Annotated in this window: 22 protein-coding genes; 6 read left to right on the plus strand and 16 right to left on the minus strand. The window is 58.8% G+C overall.

Annotation, left to right across the window (positions count from 1 at the left end; genetic code table 11):
- Nucleotides 1-75 precede the first annotated feature (75 nt).
- Nucleotides 76-978, plus strand: coding sequence for a LysR substrate-binding domain-containing protein (locus tag CWM57_RS11155; RefSeq protein ID WP_074386813.1), 903 nt, complete (start codon nt 76-78; stop codon nt 976-978).
- On the opposite strand, the gene malZ is transcribed toward CWM57_RS11155, so the two are convergent.
- From malZ to phoB, 5 genes are all read right to left on the minus strand, one after another.
- Nucleotides 975-2,792, minus strand: coding sequence for a maltodextrin glucosidase (gene malZ, locus CWM57_RS11160; RefSeq protein ID WP_100676209.1), 1,818 nt, complete (start codon nt 2,790-2,792; stop codon nt 975-977). The genes CWM57_RS11155 and malZ overlap by 4 nt on opposite strands.
- Before the next feature lie 151 nt (nt 2,793-2,943).
- Nucleotides 2,944-4,317 carry a proline-specific permease ProY gene (proY, locus tag CWM57_RS11165; RefSeq protein WP_061156408.1) on the minus strand — a complete coding sequence of 458 codons (1,374 nt, stop codon included), beginning with the start codon at nt 4,315-4,317 and terminating at the stop codon, nt 2,944-2,946.
- A gap of 87 nt (nt 4,318-4,404) precedes the next feature.
- Nucleotides 4,405-5,724: a branched-chain amino acid transporter carrier protein BrnQ gene (brnQ, locus tag CWM57_RS11170; RefSeq protein ID WP_061155592.1), complete on the minus strand. Its 1,320-nt coding sequence runs from the start codon at nt 5,722-5,724 to the stop codon at nt 4,405-4,407.
- A 414-nt stretch (nt 5,725-6,138) separates the two neighbouring features.
- Complete coding sequence (phoR, locus tag CWM57_RS11175; protein WP_061155593.1) at nt 6,139-7,434, minus strand: phosphate regulon sensor histidine kinase PhoR; 1,296 nt, start codon at nt 7,432-7,434, stop codon at nt 6,139-6,141.
- A gap of 21 nt (nt 7,435-7,455) precedes the next feature.
- Nucleotides 7,456-8,145: a phosphate response regulator transcription factor PhoB gene (gene phoB, locus CWM57_RS11180; RefSeq protein WP_002890343.1), complete on the minus strand. Its 690-nt coding sequence runs from the start codon at nt 8,143-8,145 to the stop codon at nt 7,456-7,458.
- Between the two features lie 182 nt (nt 8,146-8,327).
- On the opposite strand from phoB, the gene sbcD reads away from it, so the two are divergent.
- The gene (gene sbcD, locus CWM57_RS11185) at nt 8,328-9,533 is read left to right on the plus strand and encodes an exonuclease subunit SbcD (protein WP_061155594.1); all 1,206 of its coding nucleotides are present in this window, start codon (nt 8,328-8,330) and stop codon (nt 9,531-9,533) included.
- On the plus strand, nt 9,530-12,667 hold the full coding sequence (sbcC, locus tag CWM57_RS11190; RefSeq protein WP_100676210.1) for an exonuclease subunit SbcC: 3,138 nt from the start codon (nt 9,530-9,532) through the stop codon (nt 12,665-12,667). Before sbcD ends, sbcC begins: the two co-directional genes overlap by 4 nt.
- 68 nt (nt 12,668-12,735) lie before the next feature.
- On the opposite strand, the gene mak is transcribed toward sbcC, so the two are convergent.
- Nucleotides 12,736-13,650, minus strand: a complete 915-nt coding sequence (mak, locus tag CWM57_RS11195) for a fructokinase (protein WP_100676211.1) — start codon at nt 13,648-13,650, stop codon at nt 12,736-12,738.
- Nucleotides 13,651-13,741: 91 nt separating this feature from the next.
- Here mak and rdgC point away from each other — a divergent pair, with 91 nt between their 5' ends.
- Nucleotides 13,742-14,653, plus strand: a complete 912-nt coding sequence (gene rdgC / locus CWM57_RS11200; RefSeq protein WP_100676212.1) for a recombination-associated protein RdgC — start codon at nt 13,742-13,744, stop codon at nt 14,651-14,653.
- 71 nt (nt 14,654-14,724) lie between these two features.
- Here rdgC and ppnP read toward each other — a convergent pair whose 3' ends face one another.
- The 4 genes from ppnP to aroL form a co-directional block, all read right to left on the minus strand.
- A complete protein-coding gene (gene ppnP / locus CWM57_RS11205) occupies nt 14,725-15,009 on the minus strand; it encodes a pyrimidine/purine nucleoside phosphorylase (RefSeq protein WP_002890284.1) in 285 nt (94 codons plus the stop codon).
- Between the two features lie 77 nt (nt 15,010-15,086).
- On the minus strand, nt 15,087-15,767 hold the full coding sequence (locus CWM57_RS11210) for an AroM family protein (RefSeq protein WP_100676213.1): 681 nt from the start codon (nt 15,765-15,767) through the stop codon (nt 15,087-15,089).
- 249 nt (nt 15,768-16,016) lie between these two features.
- The gene (locus CWM57_RS11215) at nt 16,017-16,208 is read right to left on the minus strand and encodes a YaiA family protein (RefSeq protein ID WP_008805350.1); all 192 of its coding nucleotides are present in this window, start codon (nt 16,206-16,208) and stop codon (nt 16,017-16,019) included.
- 71 nt (nt 16,209-16,279) lie between these two features.
- On the minus strand, nt 16,280-16,813 hold the full coding sequence (aroL, locus tag CWM57_RS11220; RefSeq protein ID WP_061155599.1) for a shikimate kinase AroL: 534 nt from the start codon (nt 16,811-16,813) through the stop codon (nt 16,280-16,282).
- A 328-nt stretch (nt 16,814-17,141) separates the two neighbouring features.
- Here aroL and CWM57_RS11225 point away from each other — a divergent pair, with 328 nt between their 5' ends.
- Nucleotides 17,142-17,840 carry a DUF2076 domain-containing protein gene (locus CWM57_RS11225; protein ID WP_061155600.1) on the plus strand — a complete coding sequence of 233 codons (699 nt, stop codon included), beginning with the start codon at nt 17,142-17,144 and terminating at the stop codon, nt 17,838-17,840.
- Here the strand turns inward: CWM57_RS11225 and CWM57_RS11230 are convergent.
- Nucleotides 17,837-18,295, minus strand: a complete 459-nt coding sequence (locus CWM57_RS11230) for a YaiI/YqxD family protein (RefSeq protein WP_061155601.1) — start codon at nt 18,293-18,295, stop codon at nt 17,837-17,839. The two genes, CWM57_RS11225 and CWM57_RS11230, sit on opposite strands and share 4 nt — an antisense overlap.
- Before the next feature lie 116 nt (nt 18,296-18,411).
- On the opposite strand from CWM57_RS11230, the gene proC reads away from it, so the two are divergent.
- The gene (gene proC, locus CWM57_RS11235; protein WP_100676240.1) at nt 18,412-19,221 is read left to right on the plus strand and encodes a pyrroline-5-carboxylate reductase; all 810 of its coding nucleotides are present in this window, start codon (nt 18,412-18,414) and stop codon (nt 19,219-19,221) included.
- 70 nt (nt 19,222-19,291) lie between these two features.
- On the opposite strand, the gene CWM57_RS11240 is transcribed toward proC, so the two are convergent.
- The 5 genes from CWM57_RS11240 to CWM57_RS11260 form a co-directional block, all read right to left on the minus strand.
- Nucleotides 19,292-19,609, minus strand: coding sequence for a PsiF family protein (locus CWM57_RS11240; protein ID WP_074386765.1), 318 nt, complete (start codon nt 19,607-19,609; stop codon nt 19,292-19,294).
- A 91-nt stretch (nt 19,610-19,700) separates the two neighbouring features.
- A complete protein-coding gene (phoA, locus tag CWM57_RS11245) occupies nt 19,701-21,131 on the minus strand; it encodes an alkaline phosphatase (RefSeq protein WP_165784181.1) in 1,431 nt (476 codons plus the stop codon).
- A gap of 89 nt (nt 21,132-21,220) precedes the next feature.
- A complete protein-coding gene (gene iraP, locus CWM57_RS11250; protein ID WP_008805343.1) occupies nt 21,221-21,481 on the minus strand; it encodes an anti-adapter protein IraP in 261 nt (86 codons plus the stop codon).
- A gap of 300 nt (nt 21,482-21,781) precedes the next feature.
- Nucleotides 21,782-22,981: a multidrug efflux MFS transporter gene (locus CWM57_RS11255; protein ID WP_074386766.1), complete on the minus strand. Its 1,200-nt coding sequence runs from the start codon at nt 22,979-22,981 to the stop codon at nt 21,782-21,784.
- A gap of 169 nt (nt 22,982-23,150) precedes the next feature.
- Nucleotides 23,151-23,834 carry an extensin family protein gene (locus CWM57_RS11260; RefSeq protein ID WP_074386767.1) on the minus strand — a complete coding sequence of 228 codons (684 nt, stop codon included), beginning with the start codon at nt 23,832-23,834 and terminating at the stop codon, nt 23,151-23,153.
- Nucleotides 23,835-23,901: the final 67 nt, after the last annotated feature.

Here is a 23,901-nt window from a genome sequence, read left to right on the forward strand (position 1 = left end):
TTCTGATTTATTCACTGGCATTGATTATTGCGCTTAGGTACAACAAGGGAAAATGAATTAATGGATAGCTCCCCTATGCGCGTGAACTTTGATGTACTCATGATCCTTGATGCCCTGGACAGACACGGCTCCTTCGCCACCGCCGCGGAGTCGCTGTATAAAACCCCCGCCGCCCTGAGCTATATGATCCAAAAGCTGGAGAACGATCTGGATATTGTGCTGTTGGATCGCTCCGGCCACCGGGCGAAGTTTACCGATACCGGCCGGTTGATGCTGGAGAAGGGGCGGCAGCTTTTAAGTGCCGCCAGAGATCTGGAAAAGCAGGCGCAGCAGCTAAGCGCGGGCTGGGAACGCGAACTGGCGATTGCCCTCGATGCTTCCTTTCCCTTTTCTGCCCTGCTGCCGCTGATCGCCGAGTTTTATGCGCAAAATCCGCAGACGCGCCTGAACTTCAGTCATCACACCCTCGCCGGTTCGTGGGAAGAGCTGACCCACCATGGCGCGGATATTATCCTCGGCGCCATCAATGAGCCCCCGACCTCTGCAGAGTGGTCATGGCAAACCCTCGGCGCACTGGATAATATTTTCGTGGTTGCCCCCGCCCACCCGCTGGCTCAGGCGAAGGAGCCACTGACCAATAAACAGCTCAGCCAGCATCGGGCCATCGTGATCCGCGACAGCGCCCGTTATTGCCATCCGCTAAACAGCAATCTCCTCGACGAGCAGCCGCAAATCGGCGTCGATGATTTCGCCAGTAAAGTCGAACTGCTGTGCGCCGGGTTGGGCTGCGGCTTTCTACCGCGCCATATCGCTCGCCCGTGGCTGGAAAAAGGCAGTCTGGTGGAGAAAAGCGTCGCCTGCTGGCGGGAAAAAGATATCACCTACATGGCCTGGCGCAGCGGCAATGACGGGCTGGCTCAGCACTGGTGGCGGGAGGCGCTCCTCCGCGACGACCTGCTGAGCCAGCTCTACCGTTAACGGCCGGACCAGACGCTGGCGGAGATGGCCGGGAGGGTCAGCACTCCGTCCTGGAAGGCGCCGGCGCCTTCCAGCAGCGTCCACCCTGCCACGTTCAGCAGTGGGGAATCCTCGATAACCACCTCGCAGGCTTCCCCGCGGTTAATTGCCACCAGCACCCGCTGCTGTTTGTAGACCCGGACAAACACCACTACGTTATCCTCGGCGTAAATCACCTGGCAGCCGCCGTAGCGCAGCGCCTGCTGAGCCTTACGCAGTTTTGCCATCCGCTGATACAGCGCCAGCAGTTGGGTATCCTGCAGCGCCGGATCCCACGGGAACGGTTTGCGGCAGAACGGATCGTTATTGCCATCCACGCCCACCTCGTCGCCGTAGTAGATGCACGGTACGCCCGGCCAGCTAAACAGCCACACCACCGCCAGCGGCAGGCGTGCTACGTCTTTGCCAAGGAGAGATTTAAAGCGCGCCGTATCATGGCTGTCGAGCTGGTTGAACATCCGCAGCTGCTGCTGATGCGACAGCCCGGCGCGATAACTATCCATCCACGCCATACAGGTCTGGGCGTCTATCTTCTGCGGATCGTAGGAAATATCAGTATTGGCGAGGAATCCCCAGATCGGGAAGGTAAAGCCGCGATAGTTCATCGCCGAATCTTCGGCATCCGCCTGCAGCCACTGTCGCGCATCGCCAAAATGTTCGCCAAAGACAAAGGCTTCTGGCTGCGTTTGCTTTGCCGCCTGAGTGATGCCGGCGATATGCTGCAGGTTATTTCGCGCCCCGCCACCTTCGCCCAGCATATGCACCACGTCCAGACGCCAGCCGTCCATGCTCCACGGCGCCTTCAGCCAGTGGCGTACGATGCTGTCCTCGCCGGCATAGATCTCGTTGACCAGGCTGGTCGACCGATAGTCGAGCTTCGGCAGACTGGCATAGCCCAGCCAGTTGTGCGCCTGCCCCTCCTCTGAGAAGGTGAACCAGTCGCGCCACGGGGAGTCCGGATAGTGGCCGGCGCCGCCGCTGCCCTGCTGGTGTCGGTCGAACCAGGGATGGGAATCGCCGGTATGGTTGAACACACCGTCGAGGATCATACGCATCCCCGCCCGCTGCGTATTGTGGCGCAGCCGGAGCAGCGCCGCGTCGCCGCCAAACTGCGGATCGACGCGCCGATAATCCTCGGTATCGTATTTATGCACGCTGGGGGCGGCGAAAACCGGGTTCAAATAGAGGGCGGTGACGCCGAGCTGCTTCAGATACGGAAGTTTTTCGCTGATGCCGTCGAGATCGCCGCCGTAGAACGTCGACCCGCCCGCTTCGCCGGTTAGCGGTTCGTCCCACGCTTTGCGCACAATCTCCCGCCCCGCCGCGTGATGGTAATAGACTGCATCCTGGTCAGCCTCACGTGCGGCGCTGCGGGCAAAGCGATCGGGGAAAATCTGATAGAAAACCTGATCGACCACCCACTGCGGGCCGGCGTCCGGCAGGTCAATGGCAAACTGCTCCAGCCTGGCCGGCGGGAAACGGGTGAAACCTTGTGGCGTAAACCAGCGCTGATGGTCAGCCCACAGCAGCTTAAAGCTGTAGCGGCGGCGTGGCTGGCCGCTGGCGAGAGAGATTTCACCGCGCCATACCACCACGCCGGGCTGCGGCGCCTGGCGGAGCCGCTGCATCGGCAGCGACAGCTCTTCGTTATCTTCTTCCGCGCGCAGCGTGATCCGCTGCGGCAGCGACTCACCGCTTAACCACAGGGTAATAAACAGTCGGTCCTGTTGCACCTTGATAAAGGGTGCAACCGGAAGGTGCCATGCCTTCAACATCGTGAATCCTCATTGTGCAGAATGGGCACACCTTGCCATAGCCGTCAGGCGCAGAACTCATCATCACAGGATTTTTTGGGGGAGGATAACGGGGGAGGACGCGGGACTGCAAGCCGCCCCGGTCGCGTGATGCTGACCGGGGCGGTGTCATTTACTGAGCCTGCGCCAGGCGGCGATCGCGACGGGTCTTAAAGACCCAGCCCAGCAGCAGCAGGCCGATCCACGCCATACCGACATACAGCGAGATACGAGTATCCGGATGATAGCCGATCAGGGCGATAATAAAGGCCAGGAACACCAGGCCGACTACCGTGGTCACCACTCCGCCGGGGACTTTGAATTTCAGCGCCTTAACCTCTTCGGGTGACAGACGGCGGCGGAAGGCAATCTGTGACAACAGGATCATAATCCACACCCACACCGTAGCGAAGGTGGCCAGGGAGGCGATCACCAGGAAGACGTTTTCCGGCATGATGTAATTGAGATACACCGCAAACAGCAGCGCAATGGTCATCACCATCACCGTCACCCACGGAATACCGCGACGCGACGTTTTAGCGAACACCTTCGGCGCACTGCCCTGCTCAGCCATACCGTGCAGCATACGACCTACGCCGAACACGTCGGAGTTAATCGCCGACAGCGAAGCCGTCAGGACCACGAAGTTAAGAATACTGGCCGCGAAGGTAATGCCCAGATGCTGGAAGGTCAGAACAAAGGGGCTGCCGTCGGTTCCCACCTGGTTCCACGGATAGATGGACATAATGACGAACAGCGTGCCGACGTAGAACACCAGAATACGCATCGGCACCGAGTTGATCGCGCGCGGAATGGATTTCTCCGGGTCTTTCGCCTCACCGGCGGTAATACCGATGATTTCGATGCCGCCGTAGGCGAACATCACCATCTGCAGCGACATCACCATCCCCAGCCAGCCGTTGCTGAAGAAGCCACCGTTGCTCCACAGGTTATGAATGCCGGTCGGCTGGCCGCCGTTGCCGATCCCCCAGATAATAATGCCGAACCCGGCGAGGATCATGATGATAATGGTGGCCACTTTGAAGAACGAGAACCAGAACTCCAGCTCACCAAACACCTTGACGCTCATCAGGTTGACGGCGCAGATGATCAGTACCACGCTGAGCACCCAGATCCAGTGCGGCACCGTCGGGAACCAGACGCCCATGTAGATACCGAAGGCGGTGACGTCGGCGATGGCGACGATCAGGATTTCGAAGCAGTAGGTCCAGCCGGTGATATAGCCCGCCAGTCCGCCGAGGTTTTCCTGGGCATAGCGGGAAAATGAGCTGGCGGAAGGGTTATGCACCGACATCTCACCGAGCGCCCGCATAATGATATATGCCGCGACGCCACCGATAATGTAGGCCAACAGCACGCTGGGTCCGGCCATTTTAATGGCGTCGGCTGAGCCGTAAAAAAGCCCGGTGCCGATGGCGGAACCCAGGGCCATAAAGCGGATGTGCCGGGTGCTTAGCCCGCGCTTAAGCTTGTTACTACTTTCCATCGTGGTTTTTTCAATGCCGTTTAACACAAAAAATAAAAAACCACGGAACCCGAAGTCCCGTGGTTAAACGCTTTTCCTTAACGCCTGTTAATGGGCGCTGGAAGTCACCTGACGTCCGGCTGCGCGATCCCAGATCACCGCGAGGAACACCATCACGGCGGTGGGCATCAGCCAGGCCAGGCCCTGCTCCGCCAGCGGCAGACGCGCGGTCCAGGCCGGCAGAATCGCGGCAAACGCCGATGACTTAATCCCGTCAATGATACCAAACATCAGACTGATAAACATGGCCGGCGCGATAACGCGGGACGAATTATGCCACCAACTGCGGGTAAAGCTTAATACAACCAGTGCGATACACGGCGGATAGATAGCGGTCAGCACCGGAATTGACACCTGAATCAGATGGCTCAGGCCCAGATTGGAGACCGCCATCGAGAACAGGCCAAGGATAAAGACCAGCGTGCGATAGGAGAACGGCAGATACTGGGCAAAGAACTCGGCGCAGGCGCAGGTCAGGCCCACCGCCGTCACCAGGCAAGCGATGAAAATCAGCGCCGCCAGCAGGAAGCTGCCTGCCCCGCCGAAGGTATGCTGCACGTAGGAGTGCAGAATGGCCGCGCCGTTGGCGGACTGGTCCACGAGAGTGGCGCTGTCAGAACCCAGACGGAACAACGCCAGGTACAGCAGCGTCAGGCCAACGCCTGCCATCAGGCCAGCCCAGACGGTGTAGCGGGTCAACAGACGCGCTTCGCTGACGCCGCGGGAGCGTGCCGCATTGACAATCACGATCCCGAACACCATCGCGCCGAGGGTATCCATGGTCAGGTAGCCGTTAACGAAGCCATTGGAGAATGGCGCCGTGCGATACGCTTCCAGCGCGTCGCTGATCGGGCCCGCTGGCCAGACAATGGCCGCTACCGCCAGCACAATCAGGGCAATAATTTTCAGCGGCGCGAGGAAGTTGCCCACGGTGTCCAGCAGTTTGCCCGGATAGAGGGAGACCAGAATCACCAGCGCGAAGTAGATAACGCTGTAGATCAACAGCGGCAGCGGGCCATCGCCGGTCAGCGGCGCAATACCGACCTCAAAGGAGACGGTCGCGGTACGCGGGGTCGCGAACAGCGGCCCCACCGCAAGATAACACACCACCGCCAGCAGGATACCCGCCACTTTACCAATGGGGGTGCTCAGGCTTTCAACGCCGCCGCCGACTTTCGCCAGCGCCACCACCGTCAGCACCGGCAGACCCACCGCAGTGATCAGGAAGCCGATCGCCGCCGTCCAGACGTGCTCGCCCGCCTGTAAGCCAACCATCGGAGGGAAAATAATGTTGCCTGCGCCAACAAACAACGCGAAGGTCATAAAGCCCAACGCTATGATGTCGCGAGATTTTAACTGATGGGTCATAAATTCATTACTGCCTGTGGATGTGGTGTTGTAAAAAAATGGAAAAATACCGCGCTCCCCTCTCAGGGACGATACAGCGGCTATTGCCGGTAAACTCAGCGAGATATGCTCCCGAAGCGGCGTGGGAAAGAATTGTTTTTGGTATTACCACGCAAAAGCAGTCTGTCATCGACTACGCAGGCGCAATTTAAACGCTTATAACGTTTTAAAGCAAGGCACGATCGCAAAAGCAGATGATTATGCTGGTTATCAGTTGTGCACCAGAATCATTTACCATATTGATGGAAAACCCGTGGCTTATCATGCGAACAAAAAAGCAGCACACGTTCATTAAATAGGCGAGGAAAAAAGGGATGCCAACGAAAATGACCAGCCGGGGCTGGTCATTGGCAAGATAAGCTGACAGCACGCCGATCAGGCGTCGTTTCTGGCAATTAATCGTTCCGGGAGCAGGAAGCTAAAACGGGTTCCCTTGCCCACCGTGCTGGCGATCTCCAGCCGGCTGTCATGATGGTTGACAGCGTGTTTGACGATCGCCAGTCCCAGACCGCTGCCCCCCGTTTGCCGGGAGCGAGCTTTATCCACCCGATAAAAGCGCTCGGTCAGACGGGGAATGTGCTCCGGCGCAATACCCGGTCCATTATCCTCAACGCTGAACAGCGCCCCCTGCGGGGTCCGCTGCCAGCTGACGCGAATTTCGGTCCCAGGCGGGGTGTGGTTCACCGCGTTATAGACCAGGTTGGAAATCGCGCTGCGCAGCTGTTCCTCGTTGCCAAGCACCTTGAGCTGCTCGTCAACGGTGAAGATCAGCGTCTGTTTCTCCTGGCTGAGGGTCTGCGCCTCGCGCTCCACCACCCGCAGCATCATCGGCACGTCAATGCGATCATTCATCACCAGCGCCGGCGCGGCTTCAATGCGCGACAGTGTCAGCAACTGCTTCACCAGCCCTTCCATACGCTGAGTTTGCTCCCGCATGGTGTGCAGGGCTTTTTCCCGCGTCGCCCCCTCCAGCACCTGCTCCTGCATCATCTCCAGATAGCCCTGCAGCACCGTCAGCGGGGTGCGCAGTTCATGGCTGACGTTGGCGAAAAAGTTCCGCCGCGCCCCTTCCAGTTGATGCATCTGCGTCACGTCGCGCGCCACCATCAGCCACTGCTTGTCGGTGTAAGGCATCACGCGAATTTCCAGATGGCGAGCGTTATTCAGCACCAGGTTGAGTGGCTTAGAAAAATCACGCTGTTTCAGATAGTTGGCGAACTCGGGATAACGCAGGAGGTTGAGAATATTTTGGCCACTGTCGTCCGGCCAGCGCAGGTTTAGAATCTGCTGCGCCAGGCCATTACACCAGAAAATGGCCCCCTCTTCCGTGGTCAGTACGACCGCATCCGGCAGCGATTCCGCTCCGCTGCGAAAACGTTTAATCAGGCTTCCCAGCTCGCGTCGACGCTTTTTATTACGCATCTGCATCTGATGCAGACCATACAGCAGCGGCTCCCAGCTGCCACGGCCAGGCGGAGGAGTCATGCTCCGATCCACCCACAGCCACCACGACAGGCGCATCAAATTCCAGAAATGCCAGACCAGCAAACCGGTCACTGCCGCCAGTAAAAACCACGGCAAATGCCCCCAAAATGCCCCCAGAATCAGGGCCGGAATACACGCTAAAAAGAGCTCCAGCGCCAGCCTTTTCCATGACAGCCGTTCCAGCACGGGTCACACTCCTGTCAAAATTCAGAAACGGGCGGAGAAACGATACCCCGTGCCGCGAACCGTTTGCACCATACGATCATGGCCACTGTGTTCCAGCGCTTTGCGCAGGCGGCGAATATGGACGTCCACCGTGCGGTCTTCCACATAGACGTTGGTTCCCCAGACGTGGTTCAGCAACTGCTCGCGGCTGTACACTCGCTCAGGATGGGTCATAAAGAAGTGCAATAACTTAAATTCCGTCGGCCCCATATCCAGCGGACTGTCGCCGGTCATCACCCGGTGCGACGAAGGGTCGAGGCTCAGACCCTGCATTTCGATCACCTCTTCCACCGCCATCGGCGAAATACGGCGCATCACCGCCTTGATCCGCGCCACCAGCTCTTTCGGTGAGAAAGGCTTGGTAATGTAATCATCCGCCCCGGTCTCCAGGCCGCGAACGCGATCCTCTTCTTCTCCACGCGCGGTCAGCATCACGACCGGGATATCCCGCGTCATCGCCTCGCGCTTGAGCAACTTAATAAACTGCAGCCCCGAACCACCCGGCAGCATCCAGTCAAGGAGAATCAAATCAGGCCAGGGTTCATTGAGTTGATTCACCGCGCTGTCATAATCTTCCGCCTCGACGGGCTGAAAGCCATTTTGCTCCAGAACAAAGCAGACCATTTCGCGGATTGGAGCTTCATCTTCAACGACCAGAATTCTTCTCGCCATTATTTACCCTGTGTTTTTTAGCCATCAGTATAGAAGTGCGGCGTCATTATGCGTCACTTTTGTGACAGATTTATGAAAAAAATGACGGTCTGATGATCGGGTAATTTGAAGCATGACGCGGACTTACCCCCCGCCGACAAATGATATACTGCCGCCCATGCTTTTTTCGCTAGGGAAGATTTATGCGCCTCCTTCACACCTCCGACTGGCATTTGGGCCAGAATTTTTACAGCAAAAGCCGTGCGGCCGAACACGACGCTTTTCTTACCTGGCTGCTGGACCGCGCGCAGGAGCATGAAGTCGACGCCATTATCGTGGCTGGCGATATTTTTGATACCGGCTCGCCGCCGAGCTACGCCCGCGAACTGTATAACCGTTTTGTCGTCCAGCTGCAGCAGACCGGCTGTCGCCTGGTGGTGCTGGCGGGCAATCACGATTCGGTGGCGATGCTCAATGAGTCCCGCGATATTCTCGCCTTTTTGCACACCACCGTGGTGGCGAACGCCGGCTACGCGCCCATTGAGCTGCCGTTGCGCGACGGCACCCCGGGTGCCATCTTTTGCCCGGTGCCGTTTTTACGCCCGCGCGAGCTGGTCACCAGTCAGGCCGGCCACTCCGGTCGGGAAAAACAGCAACAGCTCCTGCACGCCATCAGCGACTATTATCAGGAGCAGTATCAGCAGGCCTGCGCGCTGCGCGGCGATCGGCCGCTGCCCATCATTGCCAGCGGCCACCTGACCACCGTCGGCGCCAGCAAAAGCGATGCCGTCCGCGACATTTACATCGGCACGCTGGATGCCTTTCCGGCGCAACACTTCCCGCCTGCCGACTACATTGCGCTGGGCCATATTCACCGCGCGCAGGTGGTCGGTGGTTGCGAACACATCCGCTACAGCGGCTCGCCGCTACCGCTGAGCTTCGATGAAACCGGCAAAGCCAAATCGGTGCACCTGGTGAGCTTTAACGACGGGCGCCTCAGCGCCGTGGAAACCCTGGAGGTGCCCGTGACCCAGCCGCTGGCAGTGATCAAAGGCGATCTGGCCGCCATCACCGCCCAGCTGGAGCAGTGGCGCGGCGTCGAGCAGGACCCGCCGGTGTGGCTGGATATCGAAATTACCACCGAGGACTACCTGCACGATATTCAGCGTCATATTCAGGCGCTGACGGAGGATTTACCGGTGGAAGTGTTGCTGGTACGCCGCAGCCGCGAGCAGCGCGAGAAAATATTGCTCAACGCCCAGCGGGAGACCCTCAGCGAACTGAAGGTGGAAGAGGTGTTCGAGCGCCGGCTGGCGCTGACCGAGATTGACGATGACAAGCGCGCCCGGCTGCACGAGCTGTTCACCCATACGCTGCATACACTTACCGCGGAGGACGAAAACGCATGAAAATCCTCAGTCTGCGTCTGAAAAATCTCAACTCCCTGAAGGGTGAATGGAAGATAGACTTTACCGCCGAGCCGTTCGCCAGCAACGGCCTGTTCGCCATTACCGGCGCCACTGGCGCCGGCAAAACCACCCTGCTCGATGCCATTTGCCTGGCGCTTTATCACGAGACGCCGCGCCTGAATAAAGTCTCCCAGTCGCAAAATGACCTGATGACCCGCGATACCGCCGAGTGTCTGGCGGAAGTCGAGTTTGAAGTAAAAGGCATCGCCTACCGCGCTTTCTGGAGCCAGAACCGGGCGCGCAACCAGCCGGATGGCAATCTGCAGGCGCCCCGCGTCGAGCTGGCGCGCTGCGCCGACGGCAAAATCCTCGCCGATAAGGTCTCGGACAAGCTGGAGCAAACCGCGACGCTCACCGGCCTCGACTATGGCCGCTTCACCCGCTCAATGCTGCTTTCCCAGGGGCAATTTGCCGCCTTCCTGAACGCGAAGCCGAGCGATCGCGCGGAACTGCTGGAGGAGCTGACCGGCACGGAAATCTACGGCCAGATTTCGGCCATGGTCTACGAACAGCACAAAACCGCTCGCCACGCGCTGGAGAAGTTCGAAGCCCGGGCGGCGGGCATCGTCCTGCTGACGGAAGCGCAGCAGCAGGCGTTGCTGGAAAGTTTGCAGGTACTCACTGACGAAGAGAAAACCCTGCTGACGCAGCAGCAAAATCAGCAGCAGCAGCTTCAGTGGCTGACGCGCCGCGACGAGCTGACGCAACAGCACCAGCAGGCGGTCACCCGGCAGCAGCAGGCCCGCCAGGCGCTGACCGACGCCGCCCCGGCGCTGGCGAAGCTTGAGCTGGCCCAGCCCGCCGCCCAGCTGCGCCCCCTGTGGGAGCGTCAGCAGGAACAGGTGGCTGGTCTGGCGCAAACCCGGCAACGGATCAACGAAGTAAATGCTCGCTTACTTGCCTGCACCGCGCAGCGCGCGCGCATCCGCCGTAGCGCCCTGCACGCTCAGCAGCAGCGTCAGGCTGAACTGACGGAGCTGGCGCAGTGGCTGGCCGCCCATGATCGATTCCGCTTATGGGGTCAGGAGATTGCCGGCTGGCGAGCGCAGTTCTCGCAGCTGACGCGGGATAAACAACAGCTAACGGCTCAGACCACCCGCCTGGGCGCGCTGCGCCAGAAACTGAGCGCTCTGCCAGTCAGTTCCCTGTCGTTGTCCGCAGAGGAAGTCACGGCGGCGATGGCGCAGCAAACGCAGTCGCGGCCGCTGCGCCAGCGGCTGATCTCCCTGCATGAACAGCATCAGCAGTTGCACAAACGCCTGCGTCAGCACGCCGAGAGCGTCCAGCAGGCGCAGACGGAGCAGGCAAAACTCAACGCCACCCTGACGCAACGTCGGGAGCAATATAAAGACAAAAACCAGCACTATCTCGACCTGAAGGCGCTCTGCCAGCGGGAAGAAACGATTAAAGATCTGGAAGGTTACCGCGCCCGGCTCGAGGCGGGTAAACCCTGCCCGCTGTGCGGATCCTGTGAACATCCGGCGATTGAGCAATACGCCTCCCTAACGGTCACGGATAATCAGCGCCGCCGCGACGCGCTGGAAAAAGAGGTCGCCGCGCTGAAAGAAGAAGGTCTGCTGGTCCTCGGGCAGGTCAACGCCCTGACGCAGCAGCTCCAGCGTGAGACCGAAGCGGCCCGGCGGCTCACAGAGGAAGAGCAAGCGCTCACTAAAGCGTGGCAGGAAACCTGCGCCGCTCTGCAGGTCACCCGGGATATTGCGCAAGAGATAAACGACTGGATGCAGGAGCAGGAGCGCTACGAGCAGCAGCTCTATCAGCTCAGCCAGCGTCTGATGTTACAGAGCCAGCTCAACGACCAGCAAGCGCTGGAGCGCCAGGCTCACCAGCAGCTGGAGACCACGCGCCAGGGGCTGGAGAACGCCCTGCAGACGCTGTCACTCAGCCTGCCGGAAGAAGGCGCAGAAGCCGCCTGGCTGCACGCTCGCGAAAGCGAATTTTCCCGGTGGCAGGCGCAACAGACGCAGCATGGCATGATTCAGGAGCAGATCGCCGCCCTGAAACCGCTGCTCGATACGCTGCCGTCCGGCGACGAGGATGACGCGGAGGCTGAGCCGGTTATCCCGGACAACTGGCGCGAAATCCACGAGGAATGCCTGTCGCTGCACAGCCAGCTCGTCGCCCAGCAGCAGCTGGAGACTGAAGAAACGGCGCGCGTGCACCAGTCACAGACGCAATTCACGACTGCCCTGGCCGCCAGCCGCTTTAACGATCGGGAGGCGTTCCTCGCCGCGCTGCTGGATGACGAGACCAGCCAGCGGCTGACGCAGTTAAAACAGACGCTGGAGCAGCAGCTCCAGCAGGCGACGGCGCTTTGCGAGCAAGCGACCCAGCAACAACAGGCGCATCTGGCGCTGCGTCCGCAAGGATCAGACACTGACGGCCCCACCCTGCAAACGCAGCTGCACGCCCTGGCCCAGAGGCTGCGGGACAATACCACCCGCCAGGGTGAGATCCGCCAGCAGCTCAGGCAGGATAATGAAAGCCGCCAGCATCAGCAGGCGCTGGGACAGCAGATTGCAGAGGCGACGCAGCTGGCGGACGACTGGGGCTATCTGAATTCGCTGATCGGATCCAGCACCGGCGACCGGTTCCGCAAATTCGCCCAGGGGCTGACCCTCGATAATCTGGTCTGGCTGGCAAACCAGCAGCTCAACCGCCTGCACGGCCGCTATCTGCTGCAACGCAAGGCCAGCGAGGCGCTGGAGCTGGAGGTTGTCGATACCTGGCAGGCCGACGCCGTGCGCGACACCCGCACCCTCTCTGGCGGCGAAAGTTTCCTCGTCAGCCTGGCGCTGGCCCTGGCGCTGTCTGACCTGGTGAGCCATAAAACGCGGATTGACTCCCTGTTTCTCGATGAAGGCTTCGGCACCCTCGACAGCGAAACGCTGGATACGGCGCTGGACGCCCTGGATGCCCTTAACGCCAGCGGCAAAATTATCGGGGTGATCAGCCACGTGGAGGCGATGAAGGAACGTATTCCGGTGCAGATCAAAGTGAAGAAGATAAATGGCCTGGGTTACAGTCGGCTGGACAGAGCGTTTGCCGTGGAGTGAGGTCTGGGTTATTGCGATGTTCCCGCAGCCCGGCCCTCTCCCGGAGGGCCCGGATGCGGGGAAACGGTTCAGGTCCCCTGGAGCGGCCACAGCCAGGCCGCGCCGCGTACTCCGCTGGAGTCACCGTGCAACGCTTTGCGGATCGGTGTTTCACACTCGCCGCCGAAGACCCACGGCTTCACCAGGTCCGGTACCGTCTGGTACAGTCGCTCGACGTTGCTCATCCCGCCGCCCAGCACGATAACGTCCGGGTCGAGGATATTCACCACGTGAGCCAGCGATTTCGCCAGCCGCTGTTCATAGCGGCTCAGCGCCAGTTCGGCCTTTTCATCACCTTCACCCACCAGGCGCATAATCTCGCTGCCGGTTAACCCCTTGCCGCTCAGCCGCTGGTAGTCGGTGGCAAAGCCGGTGCCGGAGATAAAGGTTTCGATACACCCCTGTTTACCGCAGTAGCAGGGCACTTGCGCACGATAGCACAGCTCATCGTCGTCCATCCACGGCAGCGGGTTATGCCCCCACTCGCCGGCATTACCGTTGCCGCCGATATGCGCCCGCCCGTTGAGCGCCACCCCGGCGCCGCAGCCAGTGCCGATAATCACCGCGAACACCGTTTGCGCCCCCGCCGCCGCGCCGTCCACCGCTTCCGACACCGCCAGACAGTTGGCGTCGTTGGCCAGCCGGACTTCACGCTCAAGGCGCAGGCTGAGATCCTTATCAAAGGGCTGGCCGTTGAGCCAGGTCGAGTTGGCGTTTTTCACCACCCCGGTATAGGGCGAAATTGAGCCAGGAATGCCCATCCCCACGGTACCCTGCTGTCCGGTCGCCTGCTCGGCCATCGCCACCAGGGTGGCGATAGTCTCGATGGTTTGCCGGTAGTCCTCACGCGGCGTGGGTAACCGGTGGCGAAACAGCTGCTCTCCCTGGTCACTCAGGGCTATCACTTCGGTTTTTGTTCCACCTAAATCAATACCAATACGCACGCTCAGCTCCTCACCCCGATTAACAATGCAAGCATAGCGACAATTCGCTATCATGCCCGCCTGATTTAACGACAAAGCCGTGGAAATTATCATGCTGTGGTTCAAAAATTTAATGGTTTACCGTCTCAGCCGCGATATCGAATTGCGCGCCGAGGAGATGGAAAAACAGCTGGCCGAGCTGACATTTACCCCTTGTGGCAGCCAGGATATGGCGAAAACCGGTTGGGTGTCGCCGATGGGATCGCACAGCGACGCGCTGACGCATACGGCAAACGGCCAGATCGTTATCTGCGCGCGTAAAGAAGAAAAGATCCTGCCGTCGCCGGTGATCAAGCAGGCGCTGGAAGCGAAGATCCAGAAGCTGGAAGCCGATCAGGGCCGCAAGCTGAAGAAGACCGAGAAAGATTCCCTGAAAGATGAAGTGCTGCATTCGCTGCTGCCGCGCGCCTTCAGCCGCTTCAGCCAGACGATGATGTGGATCGACACCGTTAACGGCCTGATCATGGTGGACTGCGCCAGCGCGAAGAAAGCGGAAGACACCCTGGCCCTGCTGCGTAAAACCCTCGGTTCGCTGCCGGTGGTGCCGCTGACCCTGGAGAATCCGATTGAGCTGACGCTGACCGAGTGGGTCCGCTCCGGCACCGTGGCGCAGGGCTTCCAGTTGCTGGATGAAGCCGAGCTGAAAGCGATGCTGGAAGATGGCGGCGTGATCCGCGCCAAGAAACAGGATCTGGTCAGCGACGAAATCGCCGTGCACATTGAGGCCGGGAAGGTCGTCACCAAGCTGGCGCTGGACTGGCAGCAGCGTATTCAGTTTGTGATCTGCGACGACGCGTCGATTAAGCGCCTCAAGTTCTGCGATGAATTACGCGATCAAAACGAAGATATCGATCGGGAAGATTTCGCCCAGCGCTTTGACGCCGACTTTATCTTAATGACCGGCGAGCTGGCCGCTCTGATCCAAAGCCTGGTAGAAGGGCTCGGCGGCGAAGCACAGCGCTAAGCGCCGCTTTCCTTCCTGCCAGGCAGGAAGGAAAAAACAACCCGGCGGCAGGCGCCGGGTGTCACTCTGGCTTACAGATAGCGGCACAGATAAGAGGTTGGCTCAGCCACCTGCAGATGAAATTCGCTGTTGCCTGGCACATTGAAAACTTCGCCGGCGGCGTAAACTTTCCACTCAGTCTCACCCGGCAGCAGGACATTCAGCGCCCCGCTGACCACCGTCATCTCTTCCGGCTGCGCCGTACCAAAGGTATATTCCCCTTCCGCCATCACGCCAACGCTGGCGCGACCGGTACTGCTGCTGGTGAAGCCAATGGATTTCACTTTTCCGTCAAAGTATTCATTGCTTTGAAGCATAAACAAGCCCTTCTGATCGTCGATTAAAGGCTCAATATAGGGGGCGCTCCTTGCCCCTGTCACGTGAAATTAACACATTAGACCAATAGTTCTGCCGCCAGTCGGGAAACCAGCACATTCGACAGCAAAACCGGGACGTCCAGGGCTTTTTGTAACACATCGCGGTGATGTTGATAGTAACCGAGACAGTCGAGCACCAGGACGTCGGCGCCCTGCTCCAGCAGCGCTTTACCGGCGCTTAATAGCTCACTGTCGCTGCCGGTAAAGGGGTTGGCCAGCGCGTAGTACGGCGACTTTTCCAGCGAGAGCCACTTTTGCCGCTGCATGGGCATGATCTCTTCCACCGGCACGATCACCCCCACCTGATGCCCATCGACGATCGACGCCACCAGCGGCGGGATGATCCGCTGCGGCTCAAGAAGGATCGCATGGTGGGTCGTAAAACCACTCAACTGTTCGGAGCTAAGCAACAGGATCACATCATAGTTCTGCCGATCCAGCATCGCGATCACACTGCGGATATCCCGTTCAATTTTCTGCCGCGATATCATCGCCAGCTGGTTATCACTGAGCAAGGTCAGCAGGCCCTGCTCGCCGTCACCCACCGTGTACTCTTTGCTTACCTCAGCATGGGTCATATCGCCCAGCAGACTAATGTGGGTGATCTGTTCTTCCCTGATATGTTCGGTCAGGAGCGGCAACACTCCCGCCAGCGGCACAACGCCGATGGTCAAAATTGCCATCGTTGCACTACTCATATCATGTACCTTTTCACTACCACTGCTTCAAGACAGACTTACCACACACAGCATCCGCCCCCCTGTTGAGTAAAAATCAACCGTCGAGAAGCGTAGCAGCTCCGCGCCGCCGTTGAATGTAAAGATTGACCGGCGGCAGCGGCGTGCCTGAAAAATCCGTGTGTTAGATATTCATTAGTACGACTGATAAATAAAAAATGTGAGATACGCCCGATATTGCCAGTATGGCAGGCAATCCGGGCTCAGGGGTTACGACTTGTCAGGATCTTCATAGCGCCGCTTGGCATCCACGGCTTCCTGCTCGGTAGGATGTTCGCTGATCAGCGAATTGGGTTCAGGATAATCCGCGCGGAGTTGATACCAGGTGACGGTCTGACCCTGCGGGCCTTTCTCTACCGCCACAACGCGGGCTTCTCTCGGATAAGGGGGCCTGTTTGGCATAGTTCTTCCTTCTTCTGGCGTCAGAACTATCAAGTATAGGCGCCCCTCACCGTCTTAATGTAAGTAAATTCTTAACTTACCGGGGTCGCCGTCACGCCACACAGCATGGTCATAATCTGCTCCACCACCCGATCCGGGGAGGCCGTGGCATCCACGATGTGATGGGCGGCGTCACGGTATAAGGCTTCGCGCTGCGCCAGCACCTCGCCCACTTCTTCACGTACCGGTTTCCCGGTCAGCGTCGGCCGCTGCTCGGCTTTTGGGTAGGCCTCCAGACGATCAATCAGCGCCGACACCGAGGCCTGCAGATAGATCACCACGCCATTCTCCCGCATAAACTGGCGGTTACCTTCCGCCAGCACAATGCCGCCGCCGGTGGCGATCACCGTATTCGGCAGAGTCACGGCCTTCAGCGACAGGGTCTCCAGTTCGCGAAAACGCGCCCACCCTTCTGCCTGCACGATCTCTGCCACCGTCCGCTGCTCATGAGCCTGCAGCCGATGATCGGTATCGGAGAACTGAAAATGCCGCGCTCGCGCCAGCGCATGGCCGACGGTGGTTTTACCGCAGCCCCGTGGCCCGATGAGAAAGATTGGCTGTGTCATGACCGAAGACCCCCTGGTTCCGCCTGTCGTAAAAAATGAAAACGAAAGAACGTATTATCGCTGTTTGTTCCGCAACGCATGCGTAAATTAAACGTTACACAACTTCTTTACACCCCTATTACCACAGTGAGAAAAGGGGCTCTTGATGTAAACTTATCATTGCATTAAGTGTTTAACCAGCTTTACTTTCGGCTGGGCGTTATTTTTTATCCAACGCTGGCGTAAACGGTAACACATTTATGCATAGCTTTACGAAGCAACATATTTACAACATCGTGTTTCAGACGCACCCTGATGCCAATTCAACAGTGTGACAGAGGAATGTAACATGCAATCTGAAGAACAACGCCTTATTGATGGGCTGTTTTCCCGGCTGAAAGAGGCTGAGACACACAGTGCATCGCGCGATACCAGCGCCGAGGAGCGGATTGCCCAACATGTGAGCGCGCAGCCGGCGGCACCCTACTATATGGCGCAAACCATTCTTATCCAGGAAGCCGCGATTAAACAGCTTAACGATCGCATCCAGGCGCTGGAAAGCCAGGTCAGCCAGCTGCAGGCGGCGAAGCCCAGCAGCGGCGGATTCCTCTCCGGCTTGTTTGGCGGAGGCGGCTCGTCACGCGGTTCTGACCCTATCCCGGGCGCGGAGCAATACGGACGCCCGCAGGCCAGCGCCCAGCCGCAGTATGCCCCGCCGCAACAGCAGCAGAACTATGCCCCGCAGGCAGCCGCACGCGGCGGCGGCTTTATGGCGGGCGCGCTGCAAACAGCCGCAGGCGTAGCAGGCGGCGTGGTGCTGGGCAATATGCTGACCAATATGTTCAGCGGCTCGCACCCGCAGGAGATCGTCAATATCATCGAAGAGAAGCCGCAGCCTGATGCCACTCCCGCGCAGGACGCCACCGCAGGTGACGATCCGTTCCGCCAGGGAGACGATCAGTTCCTTGCCGACAATACCTGGAACGACGACTTCGACGCCGGCTTTGGCGACGATGATGTTGGCAGCGACGACGATAGCTGGGTCTAACCCTGCTGACGTTTAACCGCCAGCAACCACTTCTCCAGCTCGGCGGCAAACTGTTGCCGATCGCGCTGCGATAAACTATCCGGGCCGCCGGTCTGAACGCCGCTGGCCCGCAATGTCTCCATAAAATCCCGCATTGTCAGCCGCTCGCGGATCGTCGCCTCACTGTAGCGTTCCCCGCGCGGATTCAGCGCCGCACCGCCCTTCGCCAGCACTTCCGCCGCCAGCGGGATATCGGCGGTGATCACCAAATCCCCCGGCGCACACTGGCGGACGATTTCGTTATCCGCCACGTCAAAACCTTGCTCAACCCGCAGAGTGCGGATGAAACGCGACGGCGGTACGCGCAGCGGCTGATTCGCCACCAGCGTCACCGGGATCTGGGTTCGCTCTGCCGCGCGGAACAAAATCTCTTTAATCACGTTCGGACACGCGTCCGCATCTACCCAAATAGCCATGCCAGCTCCTGTTACCTGCAATAAGTGACGCCAATGTTACCTGCTTTTCTCCCCCATGAAAGCGCCAGGATGGTAAGCTAATCAGATCGTAACGAAAAAAGCAGAGGGGAATGGTGATGGATAAGAAAATTGGCTTTATCGGCTGCGGCAATATGGGTAAGGCCATTCTGGGTGGACTGATCGCCAGCGGCCAGGTACAGCCGGGACAAATCTGGGTCTACACCCCGTCGCCGGACAAGGTTGCGGCTCTGCGCGACCAGTATGGCATTAACGCGGCCGGGAGCGCTCAGGAAGTGGCGCAGATTGCCGATATCGTCTTCGGCGCGGTGAAGCCGGAGATCATGACCAAAGTGCTGGGCGACGTCGCCTCAAGCCTGAATAAAGAGTCGCTGGTGGTCTCCATCGCCGCCGGGGTCACGCTTGAGCAACTGGCGCGCGCCCTCGGTCACGATCGCAAAATTATTCGCGCGATGCCCAATACGCCGTCACTGGTCAACGCCGGTATGACCTCCGTCACGCCTAACGCGCTGGTGAGCAGCGAAGATGTGGCCGAAGTGCTGACCATTTTCCGCTGCTTTGGCCAGGCGGAACAAATTGCCGAGCCGATGATCCATCCGGTGGTGGGCGTGAGCGGCTCCGCGCCGGCCTATGTCTTTATGTTTATCGAAGCGATGGCCGATGCCGCCGTCCTCGGCGGGATGCCGCGCGCCCAGGCCTATAAATTCGCCGCCCAGGCGGTAATGGGCTCCGCCAAAATGGTGCTGGAGAGCGGCGAGCACCCGGGGGCGCTGAAAGATATGGTCTGCTCGCCTGGCGGGACCACCATCGAAGCCGTCCGCGTGCTGGAAGAGAAAGGGTTCCGCTCCGCCGTGATCGAAGCCATCACCCAGTGTATGGAGAAATCAGAGAAACTGAGCCGCGCCTGAGCCTGAGAGGGTAGGCAGTAATACCCTGAGTATTCAAAGAAGAAGGGAGCGGATAAGCGCTCCCTTTTTTTCAGGCTTTCTTCAGGCAGGTACTCATGAAGGTACTGCGTTCATCACCCTTCAACGATTTTGCCGAGGCCGCTTTGTTGCAGTCGCTCATCTTCTGCTGCTGAGGGGTGAGCGCTTTTCCTTGCGACGTGGTGGTCTCTTTTTTCAGGCACTGGCTCATAAACGTTTTGCGCTCATCTCCCTTCAGCGCTTTGGATGACGCTTGCTGATTGCAGTCCGTCATCTTTTGCTGCTGTGGAGTGGGCGTTTTTTCTGCCGCGCCAACCGCGCTGATAAAGATCAAGCCAAACAGTAGGGTCATTAGTAAGGTTATTTTCATCGCACCATCCTTCTGTGAGTGGATCGTTGTAAGTCTGGACGCAGATAGAAAAAAAACCAGCCGGTGACGCAATTTCGCCACCGGCAGCGACTTATTTCAGACTCAGGGCAGCTTTCATGGTCGAGAACAGGTCGGTCTGGTCGGTCAGGCCGACGACGTTAGCCGCGTGTGGACCGTAGGCCGCAATGCGCAGCTGGGTGCCGGTATGCTCCATCGACTCTTCCTCAGAGTTGCCGTAGCTCATGACCATCACTGCGCCATCGTGGGTATTCAGAGCCTGGGTCAGTCCCGGGGCTTTGCTGTCCGCCGGAATGATCTGGCTGGCGTGCGCATGGTCGGCGGTGACGATCACCAGGGTATTGCCATCTTTTCGCGCAAACTCCAGCGCCTTCTGCACCGCTTCGTCGAGGTCAACGGTTTCACCGATCTGGCCGCACGGATTCGCCGCATGATCCTGTTTATCGATGGAAGCGCCTTCCACCTGCAGGAAGAAACCTTTCTCGTTGCGGCTCAGCAGGTCAATCGCTTTCTCCGTCATCTGCGCCAGCGTCGGCACCGAGGCGTCGCGTTTCGGGTTTGGCGTACAGGTCACCGGCGCCTTATCGATATTGCCGTGATAAGACGCCTTCGGCCCTTCCCAGCGTACCGGCATATTGCCGTCGGCGAAGAGTCCCAACAGCGGCTTAGCCTGACTGGCGTCAGTCGCGGCGGCAAGAGAAGCCGCATCGGTCACTATCTGGTAGCCGCGGGCCTCCGCCTGCTCGCGCAGGGTTTTGCCCTGCCACTCGCCCGCCGTCGCCGTTTCGGCAAAGGTCTTCGCCCCGCCGCCTAAGGTGACATCCGGCCGGGCATTCAGCAGCTGTTCGGTAATGGAGCCTTTGCCCCCTTTCTCCAGCGCATTGCTGGGGCATTTTTCGCTGGTGACCGTGGGGCCGTAGCATTTACGCGATGTCACATGCGCTACCAGCGCCGCGGGGGTGGCATCCTGCAGCTCGGCGGTGGAAACGTTGCCGGTGGCCAGCCCCGCCGCTTTCGCCAGCTCGAGGAGGGTCTGGTGATCTTTTTCATGAATATCGACGCCCAGCGCGCCGTTATAGGTCTTCACGCCGGTGGTCCAGGCGGTGGCGGACGCCGCCGAGTCGGTCACGTAGTCCGGTTTACCGGTTTTTTTATCCAGCGAATAGTGCGTGTATTGTCCGGTTAACGGCAGGGCGTCAATGCCTTTAAAGAAACCGCCCGCCCCTTCCGCATAATTTCGCGCAGCGGTAATTTCCGAATCACCCATGCCATCGCCAATCAGCAAAATAACGTTTTTAGCCGGCTTATTGATTAACGAGGCGCGCAGCGCTTCGGTTTGATCGCCTGTTAAACGACGCGCGCCGCCGGGAGTGGTGATATCTCCTTGCGCAGCGCGATTTTCCAGAACCGGCGCAGCAGTGGTTTCTGCATGAATAACCGGCGAGCCCAGCAGAGGAACCAGGGCAATAAACAGGGCGCTTAATTTCACTTTTGTCATCTCCATGTAAAAAATACTTAAAAAAACAAAACGGGGGAGACTTTATAAAAGGGAGATGACAGAAAAATGACGGCATCCTTGTCGTGTCACAAAGACTAGCTACGAGGATGCCGCAACAGCTTCTTTAGATATTGCTGCAGCAGCATCGCATCCTGGTCGTTGACCGGCGGACAGGGCGTCACCTGGTCTATTGCCTGCTCAATATCCTGAATCAATGCCTGCTGGGCATCATGCTCCATATGGCGCAATAATGCGGTGACCACGATCTCCAGCGCTTCAACCTGCACCGTCAGTTCCTTTGCTTCTTCTTCCTTTTGCGCCAGTTTAACCAGTAACTCAGCAATGAGATTCTTCATAGCACCAGTTCCTTATGCGAGGCCTGTTTTTGATTGGGATGTCATACCCGATGACGGACCTCAGAATTACTTAAAATAAGAATCATCGCAACACCCAATATACAGCGAAACGTTTTACCACAACAAAATACCACTATAAATAGTATTGTTTAATCATGGCCGGGGATGGTTATACCCAGATGGTGCGGGAAATAATGAAATGGAATATCGCTCACGAAATGGCGATAACAAAAAGTAATGGTTAATCTACGACGGTGAATAATGTTGACGGTATTCTGATGAAATACCGTCAACAGAGAATTACGCCGCAGCGCGACGGGTGCGGCGCAGCATCCATGCCAGCTGCCAGAGGTTGATGAAGACGATAATGGCGGTGGCAATAAACACCCAGCGGAAGCCGGCCATGGCGGATACAGAGGCGCCAATCAGCGGCCCGGCGACATTGCCCAGATACATAAACGACTGGTTATAGCCAAAGATGCGCCCGGTGACGCTGTCGCTACTGTATTTCAGCAATAAGGTCTGCACCGCCGGGAGCATCGCGCCATCGGCAAAGCCAAGCAGGAAACGCAGCGTCCCCAGCTGCAGTGGGGTGGTGACAAAGGACATGGCGAAGAACATCACCACTGCGCAGCAGAGCGTCGCGAGCAGGATCCGCGAGGTACCGATGCGATCGCCTAACTTACCCAGCCGTGGCGCAGAAATCAGCGCTGACACGCCGGGCACCGCGGCGATCATCCCGGCCAGAAAGGCGATATTGTTGCTGTCCGGCACCATCGACTTGATAAACAGCGCCAGAATTGGGCCAATTGAGCCGTTGCACAACTGGATCACCAGGGTGGTGAAAAAGAGGCTGATCACCAGCCCCGGGTAGGGCAAGGAGGCAAAGACTTGTTTCCCGGTGAGGCGCTCGCTTTTGCTGACCTGCGGGCGGGCGCCCTCTTTAATCAGAAACAGCGTCACCAGGAAGCTTACGGTCAGCAAAATCGCGGTGATGATAAATACGGCGCGCAAACCGACATGATCAGCCAGGAAGCCGCCGAGCAGTGGGCCGCCGATCACGCCGCTGATTTGCGCCGTTGATAGCGTGCTCAGCGCCCAGCCGCTACGCTCGCGCGGCACCTGGGAGGCCACCAGCGCCATGGCGTTGGGGATATAACCGGAGGTTAAGCCCATGATCGCCCGCAGGATAAACAGCTGCCAGACGTTAGTGGCGAAGGCCTGCAGTAAAATAGCAATCGCCATCCCCAGCGAGGCACGCAGCAGCATCAGCTTGCGGCCTTTGCGGTCTGCCAGGCTCCCCCACATCGGCGAAACGATCGCCGAGACAAGAAAAGTCACGCTGAAGGTCAGCCCCGACCACATCGACAGCGCTTCATGCGAGGTGACGCCCAACTGGGAGACGTAGAGGGGCAAAAAAGGGAGAATTTGACTGATCGCCAGGCCGGTAAAAAAGCAGCCAAACCAGACGGAGATAAGATTAACCTTCCAGGATTCCATAACTACGCGTATTCATTAATGATTTGCCAATTATTACCTAGCTTAGCAATTTCATTCCACTGGTGTACTACCATAGATGCGCTGGCGATGAGTTTGGTGTTTTATGAGTGCGGATGAGAACCTGACGAAGCATTTTCTGGTCATTTAGGCTGCTCACAGCGCTTTATGCTCAAAAGCAGAAGCCCTGTCCGCGCATCCCCAGATGAAAATGATTGGCGTGAGCCGCATTGTACTCTGGCCCCAGTGCGTTGCCGAAGTAGTGGCAGCTGTTGCTCAACAGCGCCGCCAGCCAAGGATGCGAGGTCTCGTTCCGCCAGCCCTGCAGGACGCTGACGCGTCGGCCGTCCGCCAGACGGAAACCGCTGACGTCCAGCGCGTCCGCCGTGGCGTGTTCACTGCGCCGCGCCTGTTGCCGATGGTAGATATTGCGGCAGGCGAAGCTGCCGAGATGATCGATCTGGCGCAGATCGCTCGCCATCAGCTGGCGGGTCAGCGGTTTCGCCTGCTGCTCGACATACAGCGCAGTGCTGAGCGCCAGCGGGCAGCTGGCGAGGAAGCTGCTGCTCAGCATCACGCTGCCAAAATTCGCCACTCGCACCACGTTATGCAGCGGGCAGCTTCCCTCGCTGTCGGCCACCGGCCGGCTGGCGATAAGCCGCCGGCGATTGGCTTCCGCCAGCAGGGAGGCGCACTGATCTGCCGTCAGCCTGCGCAGCTTGAATGACGTCAGCCAGCCCGGGGGATCGTCCAGCGCCAGCGGTACCAGAGGATTCAGGTGCGGCGGCAGATAGCGGTATCCCAACAGGCCCGCGCCGAGCAGCCCGGCCAGCACCAGCAGCGTCTTTCCTCTCACGCCCACTCCCGTCAATTGATCAGGTAAATATTATGGCAGGCAGGCAGCGGTTTCACATGGTATGTTA

This window comes from Klebsiella sp. G-Nf4 (assembly GCF_002810615.1).
GTDB classification, from domain to species: Bacteria; Pseudomonadota; Gammaproteobacteria; order Enterobacterales; family Enterobacteriaceae; genus Klebsiella; species Klebsiella variicola.

What these genes read in the sequence shown, in the direction of transcription:
- phoB (WP_002890343.1), bottom strand. Translation starts at nt 8,145, where the DNA reads ATGGCGAGAAGAATTCTGGTCGTTGAAGATGAAGCTCCAATCCGCGAA.
- iraP (WP_008805343.1), bottom strand. Translation starts at nt 21,481, where the DNA reads ATGAAGAATCTCATTGCTGAGTTACTGGTTAAACTGGCGCAAAAGGAA.
- sbcC (WP_100676210.1), top strand. Translation starts at nt 9,530, where the DNA reads ATGAAAATCCTCAGTCTGCGTCTGAAAAATCTCAACTCCCTGAAGGGT.
- CWM57_RS11225 (WP_061155600.1), top strand. Translation starts at nt 17,142, where the DNA reads ATGCAATCTGAAGAACAACGCCTTATTGATGGGCTGTTTTCCCGGCTG.
- brnQ (WP_061155592.1), bottom strand. Translation starts at nt 5,724, where the DNA reads ATGACCCATCAGTTAAAATCTCGCGACATCATAGCGTTGGGCTTTATG.
- aroL (WP_061155599.1), bottom strand. Translation starts at nt 16,813, where the DNA reads ATGACACAGCCAATCTTTCTCATCGGGCCACGGGGCTGCGGTAAAACC.
- CWM57_RS11255 (WP_074386766.1), bottom strand. Translation starts at nt 22,981, where the DNA reads ATGGAATCCTGGAAGGTTAATCTTATCTCCGTCTGGTTTGGCTGCTTT.
- CWM57_RS11215 (WP_008805350.1), bottom strand. Translation starts at nt 16,208, where the DNA reads ATGCCAAACAGGCCCCCTTATCCGAGAGAAGCCCGCGTTGTGGCGGTA.
- CWM57_RS11240 (WP_074386765.1), bottom strand. Translation starts at nt 19,609, where the DNA reads ATGAAAATAACCTTACTAATGACCCTACTGTTTGGCTTGATCTTTATC.
- sbcD (WP_061155594.1), top strand. Translation starts at nt 8,328, where the DNA reads ATGCGCCTCCTTCACACCTCCGACTGGCATTTGGGCCAGAATTTTTAC.
- ppnP (WP_002890284.1), bottom strand. Translation starts at nt 15,009, where the DNA reads ATGCTTCAAAGCAATGAATACTTTGACGGAAAAGTGAAATCCATTGGC.
- proY (WP_061156408.1), bottom strand. Translation starts at nt 4,317, where the DNA reads ATGGAAAGTAGTAACAAGCTTAAGCGCGGGCTAAGCACCCGGCACATC.
- phoA (WP_165784181.1), bottom strand. Translation starts at nt 21,131, where the DNA reads ATGGAGATGACAAAAGTGAAATTAAGCGCCCTGTTTATTGCCCTGGTT.
- rdgC (WP_100676212.1), top strand. Translation starts at nt 13,742, where the DNA reads ATGCTGTGGTTCAAAAATTTAATGGTTTACCGTCTCAGCCGCGATATC.
- CWM57_RS11210 (WP_100676213.1), bottom strand. Translation starts at nt 15,767, where the DNA reads ATGAGTAGTGCAACGATGGCAATTTTGACCATCGGCGTTGTGCCGCTG.
- CWM57_RS11155 (WP_074386813.1), top strand. Translation starts at nt 76, where the DNA reads ATGCGCGTGAACTTTGATGTACTCATGATCCTTGATGCCCTGGACAGA.
- proC (WP_100676240.1), top strand. Translation starts at nt 18,412, where the DNA reads ATGGATAAGAAAATTGGCTTTATCGGCTGCGGCAATATGGGTAAGGCC.
- CWM57_RS11230 (WP_061155601.1), bottom strand. Translation starts at nt 18,295, where the DNA reads ATGGCTATTTGGGTAGATGCGGACGCGTGTCCGAACGTGATTAAAGAG.
- malZ (WP_100676209.1), bottom strand. Translation starts at nt 2,792, where the DNA reads ATGTTGAAGGCATGGCACCTTCCGGTTGCACCCTTTATCAAGGTGCAA.